The organism is Actinosynnema sp. NPDC091369 (genome assembly GCF_044757065.1).
Classification (GTDB): domain Bacteria; phylum Actinomycetota; class Actinomycetes; order Mycobacteriales; family Pseudonocardiaceae; genus Actinosynnema.
Genome location: NZ_JBIVUG010000008.1, coordinates 256,142 through 279,486, shown reverse-complemented (window position 1 = coordinate 279,486; position 23,345 = coordinate 256,142). Strand labels below are relative to the sequence as shown.

Genomic DNA, 23,345 nt, shown 5'->3' with positions numbered 1-23,345 from the left:
CACCCATGTCACCCACCAGGCGCCGCCGCCAGGTGGCCGCAGTCCTGGCCACCCTCCTCGCCACCGCGCTCTCCGCCTGCTCCTCCGGCGACGGCGGCACCGCGCCCGGAGGTGGCGCCACCGGCACGCAGGACGCGGTCGACGCGGCGCTGAAGGCGGGCGGCGAGCTCACCTACTGGAGCTGGACCCCGTCGGCGAAGGCCCAGGTCGCGGCGTTCCAGCAGGAGTTCCCCAACGTCAAGGTCAACTACGTCAACGCGGGCACCGGCAACGACCACTACACCAAGCTGCAGAACGCCATCAAGGCCGGTTCCGGCGCGCCCGACGTGGCGCAGGTGGAGTACCAGGCGCTGCCCCAGTTCGCCATGACCGGTGCGCTGGTCGACCTCGGCCAGTACGGGTTCGGCGACTTCCAGGACGACTACACGCCCTCGACGTGGAACTCCGCCAAGGTCGGCGGCGGCCTGTACGGCCTGCCCCAGGACTCCGGCCCCATGGCCCTGTTCTACAACAAGCAGCTCTTCGACCAGCACGGCATCGCGGTGCCCAGGACGTGGGCCGAGTACGTCGCCGCGGCGGAGAAGCTGCACGCCGCCGACCCGACCAAGTACATCACCTCGGACACCGGTGACGCGGGCTTCGCCACCAGCATGATCTGGCAGGCCGGCGGCAAGCCGTTCACCACCGACGGCAAGAACGTCAAGATCGACCTCCGGGACGACGGGGTCAGGAAGTGGACCTCCACCTGGAACCAGCTGGTGGAGAAGAAGCTCGTCTCCTCCATCCCCGGCTGGTCGGACGCCTGGTACAAGGCGCTGGGTGACGGCACGATCGCCACGCTGGTGACCGGCGCGTGGATGCCCGGCGTGCTGGAGTCCTCGGTCAAGGACGGCGCGGGCAAGTGGGCCGTCGCGCCGATGCCCACCTACGACGGCGGCACGCCGATCACCGCGGAGAACGGCGGCGGCGGCCAGTCCGTGCTCAAGCAGAGCGCCAACCCCGCGCTCGCGGCCGGCTTCGTGCGCTGGCTCAACAACGGCAACGGCGTCAAGCCGTTCCTGGAGAGCGGTGGCTTCCCCGCGACGAAGGCGGACCTCGACTCCCCCGCGTTCAAGGACAAGACCTCCGCCTACTTCGGCGGTCAGCAGATCAACCAGACCCTCACCGCCGCGGCCGGCCAGGTCGTGCCGGGCTGGAGCTACCTGCCCTACCAGCTCTACGCCAACAGCATCTTCGGCGACACGGTCGGCAAGTCCTACGCCGACGGCACGGCGCTGGACACCGGGCTGGCCGACTGGCAGAAGGCGCTGGCCGACTACGGCAACCAGCAGGGCTTCACGGTCACGACCGGTTGACCCGACGGCGGGACGGCCGGGCCCGGCCGCCCCGCCACCCCACCCGCACGCACCCGTGCCCACCCGGAAGGACCACCCACCCCCGTGCCCGAGTTCAGCATCGGCGAGCGTGACTTCCTGCTCGACGGCAGGCCGTTCCGCATCCTGTCCGGGGCCCTGCACTACTTCCGCGTGCACCCCGACCAGTGGGCCGACCGCATCGACAAGGCCCGGCGCATGGGCCTGAACACCATCGAGACCTACGTCGCCTGGAACGCCCACGCGCCCGACCCGGACACCTTCGACCTCACCGGCGGGCTCGACCTCGACCGGTTCCTGCGCCTGGTCGCCGACGCGGGGCTGCACGCCATCGTCCGGCCCGGCCCGTACATCTGCGCGGAGTGGGACAACGGCGGCCTTCCCGCCTGGCTGTTCCGCGACCCCGACGTCGGGGTGCGGCGCGCCGAGCCCCGCTACCTCGCCGCCGTCCGCCGCTACCTCGACCGGGTGTACGAGGTCGTCGCGCCGCTCCAGGTCCAGCACGGCGGACCGGTGATCCTGGTGCAGGTCGAGAACGAGTACGGCGCGTTCGGCGACGACAAGACCTACCTCAAGGCGCTGGCCGAGCACACCCGCGACGCCGGCATCACCGTGCCGCTGACCACGATCGACCAGCCCACGGACGAGATGCTGGCCGCGGGCAGCCTGGAGGGCCTGCACCGCACCGCGTCCTTCGGCTCGCGGGCCGCCGAGCGCCTGGCCGCGCTGCGCCGCCACCAGCCCACCGGGCCGCTGATGTGCGCGGAGTTCTGGAACGGCTGGTTCGACCACTGGGGCAGCCACCACCACACCACGTCGGCCGCCGACAGCGCCGCCGAGCTGGACGCCCTGCTCGCCGCCGGCGCGTCGGTCAACCTCTACGTGTTCCACGGCGGCACGAACTTCGGGTTCACCAGCGGCGCCAACGACAAGGGCACCTACCAGCCCACCATCACGTCCTACGACTACGACGCGCCGCTGGACGAGGCGGGCAACCCGACCGCCAAGTACCACGCCTTCCGCGAGGTCATCGCCCGCTACCACGACGTGCCCGGCGAACCGCCGCCCGCCGCGGCGCCCGCGCCGCGGTTGTCCGCGCCGCTGGCCGACCCGGTCGCGCTGCTGGACGCGGCGACGCGGTGGGACGCCTGGCAGCGGCACGACGCCCTGCCCCCGCTCGACGACCTCGGCGGCACGCCGAGGCTGGCACTGGCGACCACGCGGGTCGACGCGCCCGGCCCGGCCGTGCTGTGCTTCGGCGAGGTGCGCGACCACGCCTCGGTGTTCCTGGACGGCCAACCGGTCGGCACGCTGTTGCGCGAACACCACGAGCGCGCGCTCGGCCTGCACCGCGCGGTCGGTGAGTTGACGGTCCTGGTCGAAGACCACGGCCGGGTGAACTACGGGCCGCGCATCGGCGAGCCCAAGGGCCTCATCGGCGGCGCGACCCTGGACGGCCGGGCGCTGGTCGGGTGGGACGTGCTGCCGCTCGCGCTGGACACCCCGCCGCCGGCGTGGTCCGACCCGGACCCGGCCGAGGCGGTCACCGGGCCGGTGGCGGGCCCCGTGCTGCTGCGCGCCCGGTTCGACCTCGACGGGCCCGCCGACCTGCACCTGGACACCGGCGGCTGGGGGCGCGGCGTGGTGTGGGTCAACGGGTTCTGCCTCGGCCGCTACTGGTCGCGGGGCCCGCAGCGGACGCTGTACGTGCCCGGACCGGTGCTGCGCGCGGGCGGCAACGAGCTGGTCGTGCTCGAACTGGCCGCGCTGACCGAGCCCACCGCCCGGTTCGCGCCGGGGCCGCTGCTCGGTCACACGGAGGCGTGACCGCGATGTTTGCGCAAACAAGGATCGACGCGCACCGGCTATAGTGACCTCGCGTCACGACCGCCGCCGGAAGGAGCCCTGACGTGACAACGGAGTCCACGTCCGGGGCACCCCGACAGCCCGCCACCCGGCACGCGCCCGCGCGCCGCGTGTCCATGGCCGACGTCGCCCGCCTGGCCGGCGTGTCGGCCCAGACGGTGTCGCGCGTGTCCAACGGCCACCCCAGCGTCGTCGGCTCGACCCGCGAACAGGTGCTGGACGCGATGCGCCGCCTGGGCTACCGGCCCAACAGCGCGGCCCGCGCGCTGAAGTACGGCGAGTTCCGCACGATCGGCGTCATCCTGTTCACGCTCTCCTCGGTCGGCAACAGCCGCACCCTGGAGGCCATTGTGGACCACGCCGCGCACGAGGGTTACGCCATCACGCTGATCCCGGTGGCCGTGCCCACCCAGGACGGCGTGCTCGGCGCGTTCACCCGCCTCGGCGAGCTCGCCGTCGACGCCGTCATCGTCATCATGGAGGTCCACCTCCTCGACGCCGCCACGATGACGCTGCCGCTGGGCATCCCGGCCGTGGTCGTGGACTCCAACGGCGGCGACCGCTACACCGTGGTGGACACCGACCAGGCCGACGGCGCCCGCCAGGCCGTCCGCCACCTGCTCGACCTGGGCCACCGCACGGTCTGGCACGTGGCCGGCCCCGAGGACTCCTACGCCGCCGAACGCCGCGCCGAGGCGTGGCGCGCCACGCTGACCGAGGCCGGGCTGACCGTGCCGGAGATGCGGCGCGGCGACTGGTCGGCGGACTCCGGCTACCGGGCCGGCCTGGAGCTGGCCGACGAGCCCGGCTGCACGGCCGTGTTCGCGGCCAACGACCAGATGGCACTCGGCCTGCTGCGCGCGTTCCACGAGAAGGGCCGGGTCGTGCCGCGCGACGTCAGCGTGGTCGGGTTCGACGACATCCCCGACGGCACGTCCTTCATCCCGCCGCTGACCACGGTGCACCAGGACTTCACCGAGGTCGGCCGCCGCTGCGTCGAACGGGTGCTGCGCCAGGTGCGGCACCGGCGCGCCAAGGCGGGCACCACCCTCGTCCCGACGCGCCTGGTCGTCCGCGAGAGCACCGCGCCGCCACGCGCCTGACCTGCGCGAACCCCCGTCCACACCGGACACGCTTGCGCGCCGGCCCGACCGGTGGCTATGCTGCACGTCATCTCGTTCCCGTGGCCGTAGGCGGCTCCAGCCCCACCCCACGGATCCCGCGAAATCCCCGGATCGTCCCGGACGTGGCTCGCGCAGCCTTTCCCGACGTTTCCCCGGGTCCCCACCGCGGCGTGGCCGCGCATCCCACCATTCCCGCAATCAGGGAGAAAACCCTTGAACGACAACGACATCACCGACACCCGGCTCGCCTCCGGCGTCCTCGACGCGGTGGACCGCCGGACCGTGCTGCGCACCGACGGCTACCTGCCCGGCCCGCGGGACGTCACCGTCGCGCCGCGCCTGGTGGCCGAGCACGGGCTGCGCCGCGGCGACGAGGTGCACGGCCGGGTCGCGCCCGCGCCCCGCGACGGCAAGGCTCCGTCACTGGTCACGGTGGAGGCCGTGAACGGCGCGCACCCGCGCCACTCCCCCGCCCGGCCGGCCTTCGCCGACCTGGTGCCCACCCACCCGCGGGAGAGGCTGCGGCTGGAGACCGAGCCGCACGAGCTGACCACGCGCGTGGTCGACCTGCTGATGCCGATCGGCAAGGGCCAGCGCGCGTTGGTCGTCGCGCCGCCCAAGGCGGGCAAGACGAGCGTGCTGCGGTCGATCGCGCACGGCATCGCCAAGAACCACCCGGAGTGCCACCTGATGCTGGTGCTGGTCGGCGAACGGCCGGAGGAGGTCACCGACCTGGCGCGCGCCGTGCCCGCCGAGGTCGTCGCGGCCACGTTCGACCACCCGCCCCGCGACCACACCGCGCTGGCGGAGCTGGCCGTCGAACGGGCCAAGCGCCTGGTCGAGCTGGGCCGCGACGTGGTGGTGCTGCTGGACTCCGCGACCCGGCTGGGCCGCGCCTACAACCTCGCCGCGCCCACGGGCGGGCGGACCCTGTCCGGCGGCGTGGACGCCGGCGCCCTCACCGCGCCGAAGCGGTTCCTGGGCGCGGCGCGCAACGTCGAGGGCGGCGGTTCGCTGACGATCATCGCCACCGCGCTGGTCGACACCGGTTCGGTGGGCGACACGCTGCTGTTCGAGGAGTACAAGGGCACCGGCAACGCCGAGCTGCGGCTGGACCGCAGGAGTGCCGCGCGGCGGGTGTTCCCCGCGGTGGACGTCCACCAGTCCGGCACCCGCCGCGACGAGCTCCTGCTCACGCCCGGCGAGGCCGTCGCCACCCGCCTGCTGCGGCGCGTGCTCGCGGGCCAGGAGGACGCCCTCGACGTGCTGCTCGACGGCCTGCGCAAGACTGGCGACAACGCCGAGTTCCTCGCCCGGCTCACGGCCACGACGCCGCGGTGAGGGCGTCCCGCGCCTGAGGTGGGCCGGGATGGTCGCGAAGCCTGTGCACGTTCCCAGTTGGTGAGCGCGAACCGACTCTTGAGACGGCAGGTCGTCTGCGCTTTCATAGTGTGCACGTTCACAATCCGCCGCCGGCACCGCACCGTCGATCAAAGGAGATCGGATGTCCGGATCCCACCGGGCGGCCCAGGCCGTCCTCGCCCTGGCGACCGTCGTCCTGCCGCTGACCGCGCTCACCCCGGCCGTCTCCGCGGCCGGCACGCTGAGCATGCTCGGAGCCGACGTCTCGACCGCGCAGCGCGCGCTGGACCTCGGGGCGAAGTACTACGACGCGTCCGGTGTCGCCCGGGACCCGCTCGACATCCTCAAGGGCGCGGGCGTCAACTACATCCGGCTACGCGTGTGGAACAACCCGAAGAGCGGCTACAACAACAAGGCCAAGGTGCTGGCCTACGCCAAGGCGGTGAAGGCCAAGGGACTCAAGCTGCTGGTGGACTTCCACTACTCCGACACGTGGGCCGACCCGGGCAAGCAGTACAAGCCGGCGGCCTGGGCCGACCACGGCATCGACCGGCTCCGGACCGACGTCTACAACTACACCCACGACGTGTGCAGCAGCCTCAAGGCCCAGGGCACCACGCCGGACAGCGTGCAGATCGGCAACGAGATCAACGTCGGCATGCTGTGGAACGACGGCAAGGTGGTGAACAACGACTTCACCAACCTCAGCCTCCTGCTCAAGGCCGGCTACAACGCCACCAAGGCGTGCAACAGCGGCACCCAGGTCATGATCCACACGGCGAACGCCGACAGCCTCGACCACGCGCGCTGGTTCTACGACGGCATCCGGTCCAAGGGCGTCGCGTGGGACATCACCGCCCTGTCGTACTACTGCATGTGGCACGGCACGCTGGGCAACCTCTACAACGTCATCACCGACGTGCGCTCCCGCTACGGCAAGAACGTCGTGCTCGCGGAGACGGCCTACCCGTTCACCACCGGGAACGCCGACAGCACCGGCAACTCCATCACCACCGGCTGCGACGGCTACCCGCTGACGTGGGCGGGCCAGGCCACCAACTTCGCGCACGTGCAGAACACCGCGCGCAACGCGGGCGCGATCGGCGTCTTCTACTGGGAGCCGACCTGGTACGCCGTCCCCGGCAACGGCTGGGACCCCGCCGACATCGCGGGCAGCGGCAACGGCTGGGACAACATGGCGGTCTTCGACTGGTCCGGCCGGCTCAACCCGAACGTCCGCTGGACGCCGTGACCCGACACCGGGGCGGGGCCGTCGTCCGGACGGTCCCGCCCACCGGCCACCCGGCGCACACCGCGCTTCCTCCGCCTCATCGCCGCCACCGCACGACCGGTCCGTGCTCGGACACGGCCCCGGTGTCGGCGGGCTCCACCCGGTCGACGAGCCCGCGATCGGCCAGTGCCGCCACCACCGCCCGGTAGGTCGCCCGCGCGCCGAGCTCGGCCTGGGCGACGGTCGCCTCCGGGATCTGCGCGGAGCAGTCGACCACCAGGTCGAACGGCCGGCGGTCGGTGACGATGTCGAAGCCCCAGTTCGCCAGGAACACGGCTCGGCTCATCGCGTCCTTGGCGTCCACGATCGCCGCGCAGTCCTCCGAGGTCTTCGGCGTGCCCCGCTGCACGTAGGACACGAAGCACTTGCGCAGGCGGCTCTCGCGGTCGGACTCCAGCCAGATCCTGGTCGCCGGTTCGTCGGAGTACCAGGGCGAGCCCCAGGAATCGAACACCCCGGCTTCCCGGTCGCGCAGCGCGCGGATCACCGCGGCGTCGACCGCGCGTTCCACCGACAACTCGGTGCGCCTCAGGTCCAGTTGCGGTGACCATTCCTCGTTCGCATCGGACAGGTGCTCCCGCAATACCTGCGAAGCGCTGAAATACGGCACCCGGAGACTGGCCGCCAACCGACGGCACAAAGTGGTCTTCCCGGCTGCGGTCAAACCGGACACGATAATCTTCACGGCCCACCCCAAAGATGTTCGGCGAACGTTCCCGGACCGAACGGCCGACGGTACCCGACTTGCCCGCGCACAGGCCGTCCCCGATCCATTCGGCGGAGACCACTCGCCCCACCGGTCCCCATCGCCCGCAATATTGCGGGTAATCACGACGACATATTTCGGAAGGACGTAGTCGGTTCACCCGAAGATGTGGTTCACTGGCACTTCCGCCGTGGGCGACCGCGCCACTCCGCTAGCCTCTGCCGCGGAAAGGACGGACCCGGGAGGTTATTCCATGCAAGAGGTTCAACTGGCCGGCTGCGTGATCAAGGATGACCGGGGACGGGTTCTGCTGCTCCATCGGAACACGCCTGACCTGCAACAATGGGAGATCCCCGGCGGCAAGCTCGATCCCGGCGAGGATCCCGCGAGCACCGCGCGGCGGGAACTGCGCGAAGAGATGGGCGTCGAAGTCGCGGTCGGCCGGAATCTCGGCACCCGTTCGTTCGTGGAAAACGGGCGCACGATGGTCTACACGTGGTTCCTGGCGCAGATCACCGAAGGCGAACCGCAGGTGCGGGAACAGCACATCCACGACTCCTGCGGCTATCACGACGTGCGCGAACTGGCCACGATGCTCGAAGAGCTGTCACCGAACACGCGGAACTTCCTGCACGAGCTCGACCAGGGCACCATCAGCTTCTGACCCGGCGAGGATTCCATGCGCATTGTCGTGGACGAGCCCTCCACCCGCACCCGGCTGACGGAGTCGATCGCCGCGGACACGCGCGCCGACTACGTCTACTCCTACCCTCCCCGGCAGTCGTACCGGCCGTTCGACGAACCGACGACCGCGGCCGTCCCCGACCTGGTCTCGCGTTCCCTGCGCCGGTTCGCGGACCTGAACCTGTACGTGCACGTGCCGTTCTGCCGGCAGATCTGCCGGTTCTGCAACCTCTACGCGGTCGCCGGCGCGCACCACGACCTGGCCTCCTACGTCGACACCGTGCTCGCCGAGGCCGCCCGGCTGGCCGACCTGACCGACCGCAAGGACGTCACCACGCTCTACGTCGGCGGCGGCACCCCGTCGCTCCTACCTCCCGCCCTCCTGGAACGACTCCTCCGATCCCTGCTGGAGCTGTTCTCGACCAGCCCGGACCGGTTCCCGCCGGAGACCGCCCTGGAGGTGGACCCGGCGACGGTCGACGCGGCCGCGTTGCGCGACCTGCGCGCGGTCGGGTTCACCCGGATCAACCTGGGCTACCAGTCGATGGTCGACGGCGAGGTGCGCGGCGTGGGCAGGCGGCGGGACGAGAGCGCCGGCCTGGCGCTGCTGGAGCAGGCGCTGGCCGTGGGCTTCGCCGACGTGTGCGTGGACCTGATCTACGGGTTGGCCGGGCAGACCGACGAGGGGTGGCTGGACTCGCTGCGGCGGGTGGCGGCGCTGGCCCCGCCGACGGTGTGCGCCTACCCGCTGACGCTGCGGCCGTTCACGGGCTACCGCAGGCTCGGGTACTCGACCGTGGCGGGCGCGACCCTGTACCGGCGCTACGAGGTCGCGGACCGCGTGCTGCGCGAGGCGGGGTACCGGCAGGAGACCCACGTCCGGTGGGTCCGCGACGGCGGCGGCTACCGGCAGAAGGTGAACCACTGGGAGCTGCGCAACGTGCTGGGGTTGGGCGCGGGCGCGCGGAGCTACCTGTGGGAGGCCGACCTGCGCAACGGCTACTCGATCCGGTCCCGCGCCTCGGTGTTGCGGTCCTATGTGGACCGGGTGCGCTCCGGCGCGCCCACCGTCACCGACGGTGTCGTCCTGACCGAGGACGAGCGGCAGCGCAAGGCCACTGCCCTCAACCTGATGGCGCTGGACCGGCGGTGGACGCGCGAGGTGCTCGACTTCGACCCCGTGACGCGGTTCGCGGACGAGTTCGCCGCGTTCGAGGAGCTGGGGTTGTGCGAGGTCGGGCCGGAACGCGCGACGCTGACCCGCGCGGGCGTGAAGTACCGCGACCTGTTGTCGCAGGCCCTGTTCAGCCCCGAGGTCCGCGCCAGGGTCGCGGAGTTCACCTATGACGAGTAGGCGAGCCGAGGTCGGCGACCGCCCGCACGGCGTCGGACAGGACGGCCTCCGGTGAGCGGGCCGCGTCGATGGTGGCCACGCGCAGCGCGGGCGTCCGGGCCAACCGGTGTGAGGCGGCGCGGTGTGCACGCACCATGAAGTCCAGCCGGGCGTCGTCGCACCCGCCGTCGCGCGCCACGAGGCGTTCGCGCACCACGTCCCAGGGGGCGACCAGGTGCAGGGTCAGGTCCGGGGTCGGCAGGTGCCGGAAGACGCCGTCCAGGAGGTCGCGGGCGGCGGCCTCGCCGAGCGCTCCGGTCAGCACGACCTCCTGGTAGGCGTACTTGCTCAGGTACCCGCGATCGCTGACGACCGTGGCGCCCGCCGCGACCGGTGGCGCCACCTCGGAGGCGTGCACCTCGCAGAAGTCGCCCAGGAACACCAGCGACTGCCCCACTTCGCTGGCGGCGATGAAGTGCGGCGTCCCGCGCACCGCGCGGTCCAAAGCCCGGCCGAACGACGCCGCGGAGAACTCGGGTGCCAGGCGCGCACCCGTCGCGGCGGCCAGCGTGCGGGCGATCGTCGACTTGCCGACGCCTTCGACGCCGTCCACGCAGATCCACCGGCCGCGCCCGCCGGGATCATCGACCACGAGGGGACCAGCCTCTCCGGGAACGGTTCCGCCGAGCCGGCACCGGCCCGAGTCTACCGTGGCCGGGTGCCGCCGGCGTGTCTGCTCCGGATGGCCGGCACGCCGTGCCATCGTGATCGCCGCACGCTGTTCGCTGTTCGCGAGAGAGGAGTGACGCATGCACCGGCCGGCGCTATCGGCGGCGCTACAAGCGTTCGCGTCCATCGAGCTGAGAGACGCGGTGTACGTCGCGTGCCCGATCAGCTCCGGTCGCCGCGAGCTCGACCTGATGGTGGCGCTGGCGCGGTTCGACCGCGCGGTGCTGCGCGCGGAGCTCGTGGACCGGTGGGTGCGGGACGTGCTCGAACCCAACCGCGCCGACGCCAGGGCCGCCGCGACGCGGACGCGGGCGCGCTACCCCGGGCACAACGTGATCAACCCGTCGGAGTTCGACATCGACGGCCTGGACCAGCCGGGGTACGACGTGCTGTGCGAGCGGATCATCCGGTCCCACGTGGCCAGGATCGTGCTGGCCGACGGCTGGGAGTTCAGCCGCGGCGCCCGGGTCGAGGCCGTGCTGGGCGTCGAGCTGGGGCTGGCGATGGAGGATGGCGCCGGGCGCCGGATGACCGAGCACGACGTGTGGACCGCGTGCGGGAAGTCCGAGGCCGCGCTCGTGGAGGCCGGGTTCCCGGAGGACCGGGTGCGCGAGCTGCTGCCGCCGACCAGTGCGGCGACCACGCGGTGACGGGCCGCCTCAGGCCCCGGGCGGCGTGACCCGCTGCCGCATCCGGTCGAGCTCGCGCAGCAGCGCGGGGTCGATCCCCGGGTCGTGCGCCAACGCCGTCTCCGCGGCGCGCAGGGCGCGGCTGTCCTGGTCCGCCAGCACTTCCTCGCGCCACAGGGCGTAGTCGTAGAAGGAGTACAGGTCCAGGTAACGCCGTTCGGCGGCGATGCGGTGGACGTAGTCGGGCGCGGTCATCAGCGCGATCGTGCGTTCCCGCGTGCGGGTCCACCCCCGCAGCTTGTCCGAGTCGACGTGCGGCGGTTCCTCGCGGTGGTCGATGTCGCCGTAGTAGTACATGAGGTAACCGCGGTTCCACGCGCGCCACTCGGTCGACTCGCGGCCCCGCTCGACGAAGATCCGCAACGCCTCCGCGTCCCCGAGGTGGCACAGCCCCCACAGCACGGCCTGCTGGAGGAAGAGGTCGTCCTCGTCGCGGAACAGCCGCCACAGCGGGCCCCGGCCGTCGGGCACCGCCCGGGACAGCAGGTAGGCCACGAGGTTGCCGGTGACGCGGACCCGCGCCACGTCCGAGCCCGCCGACCGGACGTGCCGGAACGCGGCCCCGAGCACGTCGCCGAGGCCGGACATCGGCGTGATGCGGAGTTCGTCCACGAGGAAGTGGCGCACCTCCGGCGTGGGGTCCACGTGCAGGCACGCCGCGAGCCGGTCGTACGCGCCGGAGGTCAGCGCGGCCTCGATCTCGCGCACGTAGTGGCGGCTCACCAGGTACTCGAAGAACGAGTAGTGGATGAAGCTGCCCCACACCCGCCCGGACGACCGCCACCGGTTGCACAGCTGGCTGAGCGCGCGCTGGGTGCACCGCACGGACTTGGCGTCGCCGGCGGCGAGCAGCGAGCTGACCGTGCCGAAGTCGAACCGGTCCTCGTGGATGGCGGCGCGCTGGAACACCAGCCAGGCGGCGTCGATCCAGACCTGGAGCGAGGTGCCCGCCCGCGCGCAGCCGGCCCGCGCCAGGGCGGCGTCGCTGACCGCCGAGAGGCGGTCGATGTACTCGGCGTACAGGGCCGACACGTTGCCGACGTCGACCAGGCCCTCCCGCCCGAGGAACGTGACCATCCGCGCGTACAGCGGCCGGGTGACCATCCGGCACAGGTCGGGCGACCGGCGGACCAGGTCCACCAGGTCCGCGGACGGCAGCAGCCCGCCCTCGACCAGGCGGCGCACGAAGTCGGTGAAGTGGTCGTCCAGGGTCCAGCCGCCGAGGGCGTAGATCGAGTCGAACGTGCCGCCGTCCATCGACGGCGCGAGGTTGTCCTCGAACTCGCGGTGGCGGCACGTGACGACGATGGCGAACCTCTCCCCCGCCTGGCGCAGCAGCTCGGACAGGTCGGCGGGCGAGTCGAACTCGCCGAGGCTCTCGTCCAGCCCGTCGACCAGGAGCGCGGGGCGCGGTGACGCCTCGCCCGAGCCCGCGATCGGCGGACGCCGCGCGTGGGCGGCGATCATGCGGCGCAGCTCGGAGGCCCGGACCGCGAGCGCCGGGGTTCGGTCGCGCAGGCGCCGCAGCACCGCGTACGCCGCGACGCTCTTCCCGCTGCCCGGCTCGCCCAGGATGAGCACCGACCCGTTGCCCGCGACCTCGGCGGCGATGTCGTCGACGGAGAACCGCCGGTCGCCGTGCCCGGTCTTGGTGAACGCGGTCGGCACGTACAGCCCGCGGTCGTGCAGCTCGGCGATGCTCAGGTCCAGCGGGTAGGCGGTGCGGCGGCTGCCCAACCGCCGCACCGAGTCGTCCGACGCCCGCCACAGCTCGTCGGCGGTGCCCGCGCCGCGCCGGGCGGGGTGCTCGACCGGTTCGGGGCGGCGCTGCTCCGGCACCTCGGGTCCGGTGTGGACCCACGCCGTCGAGTCCGTCTCCTTCATGACGACCTTGACGCTGCGGAACCGCCGCGCGTCCAGGGCGAGCGAGTGCCGCACGACCTCCTCGAAGAACCAGTCCGACACCATCAGGGCGACCGGGCCGGGCACGTCGGCGAGCGCCTGCCGCAGCGGGTCGGAGTCGACCAGCCGGCAGACGTGGTTGACCGCGTGGCCGACCACGCCGTCGCCGTCGGGGTAGACCTCGCCCGCGTGCACGGCGACGCGCAGCCTGATCCGCTCCGCCGGCTCGTGCGCGGCGTTGTGCCGGTCCAGGTGGGCGGCCAGCGCCATCGGGAGGCGTTCGACGAACAGGCTCTTCGCCACGTCCGGCGGCACGAGGACGAGGATGCCGTCGCCGCGGTCCTGGCGCTGCCAGGACGTCCAGTCCGCGCCGATGTCGGTGAACGCGGCCTCCACCGCTCGGTACAGCGCCTGCCGCACGACCAGCCGGTTCGGGTTGGTCCGCCCGTGGTCGCTGAACCGCTCGACGTCCACGACCACCATCGTCCGGTGCACCGCGACCCGCACCGGGTCGTCGGCCGAGCCGTGAACAGCCTCGCCGCCCATCCGCCCTCCCGCCCAGGCCCGCCTGCCGTCAGCGTAGGGCAGTTTGCCGGACGAGTGGCGTTTTCCCCCGGCGTTCGGACAGGCCGGTCCGGCGCAAGGTCATATGACGCAGACCAGCGGGTTGTTCGCCGGAGCCGGGTGTCCGCCGCCCCGTTCCACAGTGGACGCGAAAGTGGACACGAGGCCGTCGCGGCGGTCGCGGGGACGGCCCGCCCCGGTGCCGAGGGGGTGACCGTCGAGTCACCCGTTCGGCGGTACGACGGCGTCCGGGGCGACCATCGCCGGGCAACGGCCCGGGTACGGACGGGCAGACCTGCGCCGCCGGCCTTCCGGCGCACCCGTTCGGCGTGGTGGGCTCAAGCCGGCTCCCTGCCGCCGAGCGGACGGGGGTTCCGGAGGACCGGTACCGGCCCCGGTGCCGGTGCGGAGGTGGGAAGGCGATGTGGTCCCACGAGGACGGAGGTCGCGTGGCGGACGGTCCCACGCCCGAGAGGTTCGCGGGCGACCTGTTCCTCGACCTGGCGGCCAAGGGGTGGCTGGTGGTGGAGCCGGCGGAGGCGGCGCGGGTCGTCGCCGAGCTGGAGCGGACCCTGGAGGCCGTCCGGTCGCGCGCGCACCGCATCGAGGTGTCCCGGCGGCTGCGCGACGCGGCGGGCGACGACATCCGCCCCGACGTCGACCGGCTCGTGGTCGACTCGGTGTTCGCCGGGCAGATCATGTCGGGCTCGTGGGAACGCGCGCTGGTCGAGCTGCCCAAGTACATCGAGGCGTTCCGGATGGCCGCGCGCAACACGCCGCCGAGTGGGCCGTGAAGCCGACTTACGAGGACATCTCGTCCTGCGACCTGCGGTTCGAGCTGACCGCGGCCGGCGAGGACCTCCGCCACTACCGCGCCCGCGGCGACCACGCCACGGTCGAGCTGATGCTCGCCTGGATCGACGCCCTGCTCGACGAGTGGAACCGCCGCGCCCGGCTCCGATGAGCCCTTCTCACGAAGTGAGCCCTTCTCACGACTTCCGCCGCGCACCCGAGGGGTGCGCGGCGGTCACGTGTCCGCTGCGGCGCTTCAGCCGGCGATGTCGCCCAGTTCGCCGCTGACGTTGAGCAGTTGCGAGCACTGCTCGGCTTGGCGGCCGCTCGCGGGGGTGCCGGGCTTGGCGCAGTTCACCGTCGCGGTGACCGTGCCGTTCTCCGGGATGTCGATCGGGGTCACCCAGTGGTAGTCCTGGTTGCGGAACGTCTCCAGCGCGATCACGGTGATCGTGCGCTCCCCGAACGCGATCGTCAGCACGCCCTCGTCGCCCTGGTGGTTGGCCAGCACGATGTCGGTGATGTGGAAGACCTTGCCCGCCGGGACGACGTAGGTGCCGGTGGCCTGCTGGCCGGCGTTCGTGCGGACCTCGACCGTGCCGGAGCTCTGCTCGCCCCCGCCGCCGACCGTGCCGCGTCCCTGCCCCTGCCCCGGCTTCTGGCCCTGCTCACCGGCGGGTGGCTGGTCCGGCGCGCCGCCCGGCTCGTCGGCCGGGGCCTGCGGCTCGACGGCCTGGGCGATCTCCTGGGCGCGGTCGTCGGCGGCTTCCCGCGCCGCGCTGAGCACCGCGGGCCGCACCAGCAGCAGCCACGCCAGCAGCAGCGCCAACAACGCACCGAGCAGGGACAGCAGCCACTTGGACAGGATCGGCAGCTGCACCAGTTCCCCGGCCAGCTCGTGCTCGTGCCGCTCGTCCGCCGCCAGCGCCACCACGTCCAGCCGCACCGGCCACACCGCGGGCTTGCCGAACCACAGCAGTTTCGCCACCCGCACGCGCACGTCCAGCTCGGCGCGCCCACCCGGGTCCACAGTGGTCGGTGCGGTGGTGACGGTGTGCTTGAGGTGGTCGTCGGCCTCGGGCAGCGCGGGCGTCACGACGGTCGGCGTGTTGCCGTCGTTGAGCACCTCGACGCGGAAGCGCGCGCTGCGCCACGCGCGGCGGCGTTTGGGGATCAGCCGGGCCCGTTGCTTCGCGAACGGTTCGATGATCACGGCGGTCTCGGTCACCACCACCGATTCCGGCCGTTCGGCGGGCAGCACCCGCACCCCGAGCGGCACCTCGCCCGCGCGCACCTCGGGTGATCGGGGCGGGCGCAGCACGATGGCCACCTGCTCCGACGTCCCGGGGTACAGCGACAGCCGTGCCGGTTCGACGGTGGTCCAGGGGGCGCACCCGCCCACCACCTCGAACTCGTACGCCTCGACGATGTCACTGTCGTTGCGCACCGTCATCGTCGTGCTGGTCTCCTGACCGGGCGTGACAACCACGGTGGGGAGACCGAACTCGGTCGTTGTGGTCACCCCGGAAACGGTAGGCAGGGCGCACCCGCGGCCGACAGGGAGAAAAGGGCACCATACGGGCAAACCCGTGCACCGAAGCCCTCGCGCCGGTGCCCGGAAGCCTCCCCCCGGCACAGGATTGGTCACGACGAGGTCGCCGCCGGTGCGGTCCGGCCGTTCCCAGGGGGGTTGCATGAGCAGGATTCCGGTGGCCGTGTACGCCGAGGACCCGGTTCTGAGGGCCGGGATCACGCACCAGTTGCGGCCGCGGCCCGAGGTGGAGGTGGTGCGGCTGGAGGAAGAGCGCCACGCCACCGTGTCGCTGGTCGTGGTGGACCGCGTCGACGACGAGACGACCCGGCTGCTGCGCCGGTTGCGGCGGTCGTCGGCCACGCGCATCGGCTTGGTGGTGGGGCGCTTCGACCAGGACGCCCTCCAGACGACCATCGACTGCGGCGTCACGGCCGTGGTCCGGCGGGCCGAGGCCGACCAGGACCGGTTGGTGGGCACGGTGATCGCGCTCGCCAAGGGGGAGGCGGTGCTGCCCGGCGACCTGCTGGGCACGTTGCTCGACCACGTGGGCCGGTTGCAGCGCAGCGTGCTCGACCCGAACGGCCTGTCGCTGTCCACGCTCACCGCGCGCGAGGCGGACATGCTGCGACTGGTGTCGGAAGGCTTCGACACCGCCGAGATCGCCTCGAAGACGTCGTTCTCCGAGCGGACGGTGAAGAACGTCCTGCACGAGGTCACCACCCGGCTGCAACTGCGCAACCGCGCGCACGCCGTCGGCTACGCCCTGCGGCACGGCCTGATCTGACTTGCCCGAACGCCCGCCGGCCGTACCCCGGGCGTGCCCGCCCGGACCTCCGCGCCGCCCTGCGCGCCGGTCCACGATTGCCCGCACACGCCCCAGACGGAGGTGGGACCTTGTCCAGCTGGCTGCCGACCCGGCCCCTGGCCACGATCGGCGCGGTGGTGGCGCTCACCGCCGCGGTCGTCGTGGTGCACGACGTCACCACGTCGGTGTCGGCGTCGGTGCTCCAGGACGACCCGGCGTCCGGCCGGATCGCCTACACCGGCACCGGGCACCGCAGCCTCGGCGCCCTCACCGCGCCCGTGCCCGACCGGTTGCGGCCCACCGACCCGCTGCTCGGCGCCGGACCCGCGCACCACGACGACCACGTGTCCGCACGCGGCGACCTGCTGGTGTTCACCAGCCTGCGCGACGGACCCCGGCCCCAGGTGTACCTGCGCGCGGCCGACGGATCGGTGCGCAGGCTCACCCGTGGCCTCGACGCCGGTCATCCGCGGCTGTCGCCGGACCTGCGGACGGTGGTGTTCGACTCCCGTGCCGGTGAGCGGCGCGACCTGTGGCTGGTCGGCGTGGACGGCACCGGGCTGCGGCGGCTGACCGACACGCCGTCCGACGAGTCGTGGCCGACGTTCTCCCCGGACGGCGCGAGCATCGCGTTCTCCGGTGACCGCGACGGCGGTCGGGAGATCTACCGGGTGCCGGTGGGCGGCGGCCGGGTCACCCGGGTCACCGACGAACCCGACGGCGACGCGGGCGAGCCGGACTGGAACCCGCGGGACGACCGCATCGCCTACACCCTCGACGTCGGCGGCGAACGGCGGCCGAGGGTCCTCGACGGGGGTCGCGTCGGCGTGCCGCTGCTGGGCGGCGACCAGGCCGGGTGGCGCGGCCGGTGGCCCACCTGGAAACCCGACGGCACCGGCCTGCTGTTCCTCAGCGCCGACCAGGTGTGCTCGTGCCCGGCCGACCCGAACGTGGAGAAGGTCTACCAGGTCGACACCGGCCCCGGCCTGCCCGTCACCGCCGCGCCCGGCCTGCTGCTGGCGGAGAACCGCGCGGTCGGCTCGCCGACGTGGCTGGTGGACGCGGGCGGCGAGCACCTGGTGGTGGCCCGCACGAGCGCCGAGACCTACTTCACCGCGACGTTGCAGGACATCCAGCCGGACGGCTCGGACCCGCGCGACCTCGGCGTGCCCGTGCTGCGGGAGGACCCGGAGAGCGGCAACGACCCGAACCTGCTGTTCCGGCCCCGGGCCGGGTTCGACCCGTGGACCCAGCGGCAGTCCTACTCCCCCGACGGGCGGACGATCGCGCTGAGCCGGTTCGAGGACGGCGACGGCGGTCGGGTGCAGCGGCTGTGGCTGGTGGACGCCGACGGCGGCGACCCGCGGCGGCTTCCGGTGGCCGACCGGCAGCCCGCGGACTGGGAGTTCGACGCGGTGTGGTCGCCGGACGGCCGGTTCCTGGCGTTCGCGCGGCGGTCGCCCGGCGGGGTGCGGCCGGAGGGTGGCCCGAGCCGGATCGTGGTGGTCGAGGCGGCCACCGGCGCGGTGGTGGGGCGGCTCGCGGGGCCCGCCGACCAGGAGGACACGCAGCCCGCGTGGTCGCCGGACGGCGGCACGCTCGCGTTCACCCGCGGTCGGGTGTTCGACGGACCGACCGGTGAGGTGCGCGACAACCACGTGTGGACGGCGCGGACCGGGACGTGGGACGGGCAGCGGGACGTGTCGGCGGCGGTGTGCGGGTTCGACTGCGAGGTGACCGACGACAGCTCGGTGTTCAGCCCGGACGGGCGCACGCTGGCGTTCAACCGCGAGGCGGACGGCGTGCTGCTGGTGTCGTTGGCGGACAACGGGTGCCGGGTGCTGCTGCCGTCGGTCGGCACGTGCGCCGGACCGGTGACCGCGCCGCCTTCGGGGCCGTTCCAGCCCAGGGACGTGTCGTTCTCGCCCGGTGGTGATCGGGTGGTGCTGACCGCGCGGCGGGTGGGTGACCTGGCGTCGCCGGAGGAGCTGGTGGTGGTCGACGTGGCGACGGGGGCGGCGCGGTCGATCACGGCCGACCTGCCGGGGCGGCAGAAGGAGCCGACGTGGCAGCGGACGGTCGACCTGGCCGTGGAGGCGCCGGAGGTGGTCGGGGACGTGGACACGGGGGTGGTGACGCCGGTGTCGGTGCGCGTGGTGAACCGGGGGCCGGCTGTGTCGCCGGGGACGGAGCTGACCGCCGCCGTGCCGGACGGGGTGCGGTTGGCGGGTTTGCGGCCGGCGCGGGGGTCGTGTGACGTGGACGGGTTGCGGTGCGCGTTCGGGGCGGTGGAGCCGGGTGGCGTGGTGGAGGTGGTCGCCGAGGTGGTGGGGCTCGTGGCCGGGCGGCGCAGCGTGACGTGGTCGGTGGCGGGGGCGGTGGTCGACGTGCTGCCGTCGGACAACTCCGCGTCGACCGCTGTCCCGGTGCGTGACCCCGTGGTGGGGCCGCCCGTCGTGCCACCGCCTCCGCCTGCTCCGGTGCTCTCGGCTGGTCCCTCGCTGGCGGTGGTCGTGCAGCCGAATCCGTCCTATGTGGGCGGACGGGCGACGGCGAGCTACACGGTCCGCAACGGTGGTGGGGCATTGGCGACCGGGTTGCGGCTGGACTTCGCGCTGCCCGCCGGGGTGCCGGTGGTGTCCGTGCCACCGGGGTGTTCGACCGCGGGGTGCGCGGTGCCGGACCTGCCGCCGGGGGCGTCGCAGGTGGTGCAGGTCGTGCTGGCGCCGGATGCGGCTCTTCAGACGACCGTGCGCGGGACGTTGCGGACGTCGGGCACGGATGCCGATCCGGCGGACAACGCGGCGGCGGCGCCGATGCGGGTGCTGCTGCCGCGGATCGAGGCCGTGCCGCCGATCGGGGAGCCGGGTTTCGTGACGTCGGTGCGCGGCGTGGACTTCCCACCGGGTGTGCCGGTGCGGTTGTCGTGGTCACCGGGCATCACCGCCTCCGCCACCCCGACCGTCCCGCGCCCGGACGGCGGCTTCACCGCGCAACTGCTGATCCTGGCCAAGGACCAGACCGGCCCCCGCACGATCACCGCCGCCGGCCCGGGTTTCCGCGCGGCCACCACCGACTTCCTCGTCGTGCCGGGCTCGTTCGGCCCACCCGACATGGTGCGCCGCCGCTGACCCCCCTCTCCTGCCCCTGTTCCCATCCCTGTCCCAACCGGAGGTCACCGTGATCCACGAGGTCGACGAGGCCATCCGCCGCCTGCTCAAGGCCGGCGGCGTCCCCGGCGGAGGCGGCGAACTGGCGTTCGAGGCCCCCACCACCGACTGGACCGCCCGCCGCAACGCCCCCACCGTCAACGTCTTCCTCTACGACATCCGCGAGGACCAAACCCGCCGCAGCACCGGCAACCTCGAAGTCTTCGCCCGCGACCAACTGGTCGCCCACCGCAGACCACCCCGCTGGTTCCGCCTGTCCTACCTGGTGACGGCCTGGACCAACCGCCCCCAGGACGAACACCGCCTGCTGTCCGAGGCGCTCTCCTGCCTGGCCGGCCACAGCCGCCTGGCCTCGGAGTGGCTGACCGGCACCCTGGCCGACCTGGACCTGACCGTGCTGGTGGAGTCGGGCGGCCCGGTCTCCGAAGGCCGCGCGGCCACCGACGTGTGGTCCGCCCTGGGCGGCCGCCTGAAACCGGCCCTGAACCTCGTCGTGACCGCCCCGGTCGCGGGACCCTTGACCCCTCTACCCCCACCCGCCGAGGGCGGCCTGGTCCTGGTCGACTCCCCCGACACCCAACCCCGCCGCCTGCGCTACGACGACAACCCGCACGACACCGGCCCGGACGTCACCGGCCCTCAAGCTCCCGCCCCCGGCGACACCAACCCCAGCGACCACCACCTCCGCGACACCGGCCCGCGCGACCACGACCCCGGCGACCACGGCTTCGCCCCCACACGTCCCCGCCCACCCGACCGCCGCCGCCGCAACACCCCGATCCGCTGACCACCCCACCGCTGATCACCACACCTCCGGCCGGCTCATCTCCGGCCAGCCCATCTCTGGCTGAGGTGCCACCTACCACCGTCCAACAACCACCCCCGTGCTCCCCGCCACCTCGCATTGGCGGTCCGGCTGTCGGTGCGGCCGTCCGGGTGGCTCGTGACCGATCCGTCCTGCCGCCGCCGACCCGTTCCTGACCGCTGCCCCCACCGCTACCTCCGAGGCCGGCTGTCCATTTCGGACGGTCACACCGTTTCGACCATCCGACCGTCCGCTGCCGACACCTTGCCCGCCGCGCCGTGCCGCCTCCTTCTTTCCCGGCAACGCATTCGGTGCCGCAGAAGTTTCCCACGAACTTCCATTCACGCTCGGTTAGCTCGTCTGGGTGATCTTTGCGGAAACGGCAGAGGTGGGCGGGCGGGTGGCCGGGTGGACACACGACGACAGGGTGGTGCGATGACTGCGACGATACCCACGCCGAAGGTGACCGTCGAGGTGACGGGGGGCGGGGGAAGGGCGGCTGACCTGGCCTATCTCTGGGCGCGGTTGGCGATGGTGGAGTGGCGGGTCCGGCGGGCGGTGGCGGTGCGGGCGGTGGAGGATCCGGTGGTCGGTGATCCGCACCGGGGGCTCTACCTGACGCCGGATGCGGTTCGGCGGGTGCTCGATGGGCGGGCTGAGCCGTTGGCACCGCAGGACGAGGTGTCCAAGCCCGATCTCGATGTGCTCGCCGCGATGGTGCCTGAACCCGGTCCTCGTTTGACCGTGCTGGAACGCCGTTTCGGCCTGGAACCGGTTGACGTCGATTTCCTCCTGGTGGCCATGGCACCGGACGTCGACGCGCGGTTCGAGCGGCTCTACGGCTACCTCAACGACGACGTCACCCTCCGCCGGGCGACGGTCGGGTTGGCGTTGGAGCTCTGCGGCCTGCCGGTGGCCGGGGCGGCGCGGTTCCGGTTCGCCGGGTCGGCGCCCCTGATCACCGCGGGACTGCTGGAGATCCGGGACGACGAGCGGCCCGCGTTGTCGCGGACGTTGCGCGTGCCCGACCGGGTCGTGGCCCACCTGCTCGGTGACGACGAGCCCGACCCGGCGATCGGCGACACCGCCCGGTTGACGCCCGCCCGTCCCACGACCGACCCGCTGGCCGACCGGATCGGTCAGGCGCTCGACGCGGGCATCGGGGCCGTCCACCTGCGGGACGCCGACGGTGACGCGGCCCGCGTGGCGGTGGACGCCCTGGCCGCGTCGAACCGGGACGCGGTCGTGCTGGACGTCCCGGCCCTGGCCGACCGGCCCCACCCTCCCCTCGCCGCCCTGGTCCGGGAAGCACGGCTGCGGGGCGCGGGGCTGGTGTTCGGGCCGCTGGAACCGCTGCTGCCCGAACGGATCGGGCTGATCCGGGACCTGATCGCGCAGGCGGGTGACGTCCCCCTCCTCCTGCACAGCCGGCGGCACTGGGACCCGCGGTGGACGTCACGGCAGGTGGTGTCGGTGCCCGTCCCCGCGGTGGACGCCGACCGCCGGGCCGAGCGCTGGGCACGGGCGCTCGCCGACGTCACGGGCACGGCCGCCGATCCCGCACTGGTCGAGGACCTGGCGGGTTACCGGCTCGGCACGGACCAGGTGGACCGCGCGGTGACGGCGGCGGCACGGCTGGCCCTGCTGGAGGACCGGCCGGTGGACCTCGCCCACGTGCGGGCCGGGGTGAGGGCGCAGAACGGCGCGGGACTGGAGCAGTTGGCCCGGCGCATCACCCCGGGCGTGGACTGGGACGACCTGGTGCTGCCCGAGCCGACCCGCCGGCAGTTGGACGAGCTGGTGATGCGCGCGCGGCACCGTGAGCGGGTCCTCGGGCAGTGGCGGATGCGTCCCGGCGGTGGTCGGGGGCGCGGGGTGGTGGCGTTGTTCGCCGGGGAGTCCGGCACGGGCAAGACGATGTCGGCCGAGGTGGTGGCCGGGGCGGTCGGCATGGACCTCTACGTGGTGGACCTGTCGTCGGTGGTGGACAAGTACATCGGCGAGACGGAGAAGAACCTGGAGCGGATCTTCACCGAGGCCGCCGGTGTGCACGGGGTGCTGCTGTTCGACGAGGCGGACGCCGTGTTCGGCAAGCGCTCGGAGGTGAACGACGCGCACGACCGGCACGCCAACACCGAGTCGGCGTACCTGTTGCAGCGCATGGAGTCCTTCGACGGCATCGCGGTGCTGACCACGAACCTGCGGTCCAACATGGACGAGGCGTTCACCCGGCGGATCGACGTGATCGCCGACTTCCCGGTGCCCGACGCCGTGCAGCGGCTCGCGCTGTGGGACCGCTGCCTGGGCGACCGGATGCCGCGGGCGGACGACGTGGACCTGGCGTTCTGCGCGGAGCGGTTCGAGCTGGCGGGCGGGTCGATCCGGGCGTGCGCGGTGACGGCCGCGTACCTCGCCGCGGCCGGTGGACGGCCGGTGCGGATGGCCGACGTGATCGCCGCCGTGCAGCAGGAGTACCGCAAGCTGGGCCGGCTCGTGCTGGCGGGCGAGTTCGGCCCCTGGCTCCCGGCCGACAGGACCGACACGACCGGCCGGACCGACACGATCGGCTGACACCGGGCCCGGTTGCCCGTTGGGGCAGCGGAAGTGCCCGGAGCG

At 73.0% G+C, this 23,345-nt stretch carries 18 protein-coding genes; 14 read left to right on the top strand and 4 right to left on the bottom strand.

Translation table 11 applies throughout. From position 1 onward, the window contains the following. Positions 1-5: 5 nt before the first annotated feature. The 5 genes from ACIQMJ_RS28750 to ACIQMJ_RS28730 all read left to right on the top strand — a co-directional run bounded on the left by ACIQMJ_RS28750 (position 6) and on the right by ACIQMJ_RS28730 (position 6,977). A complete protein-coding gene (locus ACIQMJ_RS28750; protein ID WP_499764126.1) occupies positions 6-1,355 on the top strand; it encodes an ABC transporter substrate-binding protein in 1,350 nt (449 codons plus the stop codon). An 84-nt stretch (positions 1,356-1,439) separates the two neighbouring features. After that, entirely contained in the window at positions 1,440-3,200 is a 1,761-nt protein-coding gene (locus tag ACIQMJ_RS28745; RefSeq protein ID WP_499764125.1) for a glycoside hydrolase family 35 protein, read from the top strand. A 155-nt stretch (positions 3,201-3,355) separates the two neighbouring features. Then, positions 3,356-4,342 (top strand): LacI family DNA-binding transcriptional regulator, encoded by a 987-nt coding sequence (locus tag ACIQMJ_RS28740; RefSeq protein WP_499764141.1) that lies wholly within the window; start codon positions 3,356-3,358, stop codon positions 4,340-4,342. Positions 4,343-4,576: 234 nt separating this feature from the next. Continuing rightward, positions 4,577-5,704: a transcription termination factor Rho, short form gene (locus ACIQMJ_RS28735; RefSeq protein WP_499764124.1), complete on the top strand. Its 1,128-nt coding sequence runs from the start codon at positions 4,577-4,579 to the stop codon at positions 5,702-5,704. Between the two features lie 163 nt (positions 5,705-5,867). Beyond that, on the top strand, positions 5,868-6,977 hold the full coding sequence (locus tag ACIQMJ_RS28730; RefSeq protein ID WP_499764123.1) for a glycoside hydrolase family 53 protein: 1,110 nt from the start codon (positions 5,868-5,870) through the stop codon (positions 6,975-6,977). Between the two features lie 76 nt (positions 6,978-7,053). On the opposite strand, the gene ACIQMJ_RS28725 is transcribed toward ACIQMJ_RS28730, so the two are convergent. Beyond that, entirely contained in the window at positions 7,054-7,689 is a 636-nt protein-coding gene (locus ACIQMJ_RS28725) for an AAA family ATPase (protein ID WP_499764122.1), read from the bottom strand. Between the two features lie 286 nt (positions 7,690-7,975). Here ACIQMJ_RS28725 and ACIQMJ_RS28720 point away from each other — a divergent pair, with 286 nt between their 5' ends. Both ACIQMJ_RS28720 and ACIQMJ_RS28715 read left to right on the top strand, forming a co-directional pair. Then, a complete protein-coding gene (locus ACIQMJ_RS28720) occupies positions 7,976-8,386 on the top strand; it encodes an NUDIX hydrolase (RefSeq protein WP_499764121.1) in 411 nt (136 codons plus the stop codon). 15 nt (positions 8,387-8,401) lie between these two features. Then, positions 8,402-9,760 (top strand): coproporphyrinogen-III oxidase family protein, encoded by a 1,359-nt coding sequence (locus ACIQMJ_RS28715; RefSeq protein ID WP_499764120.1) that lies wholly within the window; start codon positions 8,402-8,404, stop codon positions 9,758-9,760. On the opposite strand, the gene ACIQMJ_RS28710 is transcribed toward ACIQMJ_RS28715, so the two are convergent. Continuing rightward, entirely contained in the window at positions 9,744-10,391 is a 648-nt protein-coding gene (locus ACIQMJ_RS28710; protein ID WP_499764119.1) for a dTMP kinase, read from the bottom strand. The two genes, ACIQMJ_RS28715 and ACIQMJ_RS28710, sit on opposite strands and share 17 nt — an antisense overlap. 157 nt (positions 10,392-10,548) lie before the next feature. Between ACIQMJ_RS28710 and ACIQMJ_RS28705 the strand changes: the two genes are divergently transcribed. Then, positions 10,549-11,118 carry a DUF4406 domain-containing protein gene (locus tag ACIQMJ_RS28705; protein WP_499764118.1) on the top strand — a complete coding sequence of 190 codons (570 nt, stop codon included), beginning with the start codon at positions 10,549-10,551 and terminating at the stop codon, positions 11,116-11,118. 9 nt (positions 11,119-11,127) lie between these two features. Here the strand turns inward: ACIQMJ_RS28705 and ACIQMJ_RS28700 are convergent, their stop codons facing one another. Further along, the gene (locus ACIQMJ_RS28700; RefSeq protein ID WP_499764117.1) at positions 11,128-13,605 is read right to left on the bottom strand and encodes an NACHT domain-containing protein; all 2,478 of its coding nucleotides are present in this window, start codon (positions 13,603-13,605) and stop codon (positions 11,128-11,130) included. Between the two features lie 467 nt (positions 13,606-14,072). On the opposite strand from ACIQMJ_RS28700, the gene ACIQMJ_RS28695 reads away from it, so the two are divergent. Further along, a complete protein-coding gene (locus tag ACIQMJ_RS28695; RefSeq protein WP_499764116.1) occupies positions 14,073-14,417 on the top strand; it encodes a hypothetical protein in 345 nt (114 codons plus the stop codon). After that, the gene (locus tag ACIQMJ_RS28690) at positions 14,414-14,587 is read left to right on the top strand and encodes a hypothetical protein (RefSeq protein WP_499764115.1); all 174 of its coding nucleotides are present in this window, start codon (positions 14,414-14,416) and stop codon (positions 14,585-14,587) included. The genes ACIQMJ_RS28695 and ACIQMJ_RS28690 overlap by 4 nt, the downstream gene beginning before the upstream one ends. Positions 14,588-14,671: 84 nt before the next feature. Here ACIQMJ_RS28690 and ACIQMJ_RS28685 read toward each other — a convergent pair whose 3' ends face one another. Then, positions 14,672-15,937 carry a COG1470 family protein gene (locus ACIQMJ_RS28685; protein WP_499764114.1) on the bottom strand — a complete coding sequence of 422 codons (1,266 nt, stop codon included), beginning with the start codon at positions 15,935-15,937 and terminating at the stop codon, positions 14,672-14,674. A gap of 172 nt (positions 15,938-16,109) precedes the next feature. Between ACIQMJ_RS28685 and ACIQMJ_RS28680 the strand changes: the two genes are divergently transcribed. The 4 genes from ACIQMJ_RS28680 (at position 16,110) to ACIQMJ_RS28665 (ending at position 23,300) form a co-directional block, all read left to right on the top strand. Continuing rightward, complete coding sequence (locus tag ACIQMJ_RS28680) at positions 16,110-16,733, top strand: helix-turn-helix transcriptional regulator (RefSeq protein ID WP_499764113.1); 624 nt, start codon at positions 16,110-16,112, stop codon at positions 16,731-16,733. A gap of 110 nt (positions 16,734-16,843) precedes the next feature. Then, the gene (locus ACIQMJ_RS28675) at positions 16,844-19,885 is read left to right on the top strand and encodes a hypothetical protein (protein ID WP_499764112.1); all 3,042 of its coding nucleotides are present in this window, start codon (positions 16,844-16,846) and stop codon (positions 19,883-19,885) included. 49 nt (positions 19,886-19,934) lie between these two features. Next, positions 19,935-20,711 carry a Pvc16 family protein gene (locus tag ACIQMJ_RS28670; protein ID WP_499764111.1) on the top strand — a complete coding sequence of 259 codons (777 nt, stop codon included), beginning with the start codon at positions 19,935-19,937 and terminating at the stop codon, positions 20,709-20,711. Positions 20,712-21,164: 453 nt separating this feature from the next. After that, positions 21,165-23,300: an ATP-binding protein gene (locus ACIQMJ_RS28665; protein WP_499764110.1), complete on the top strand. Its 2,136-nt coding sequence runs from the start codon at positions 21,165-21,167 to the stop codon at positions 23,298-23,300. Positions 23,301-23,345 lie beyond the last annotated feature (45 nt).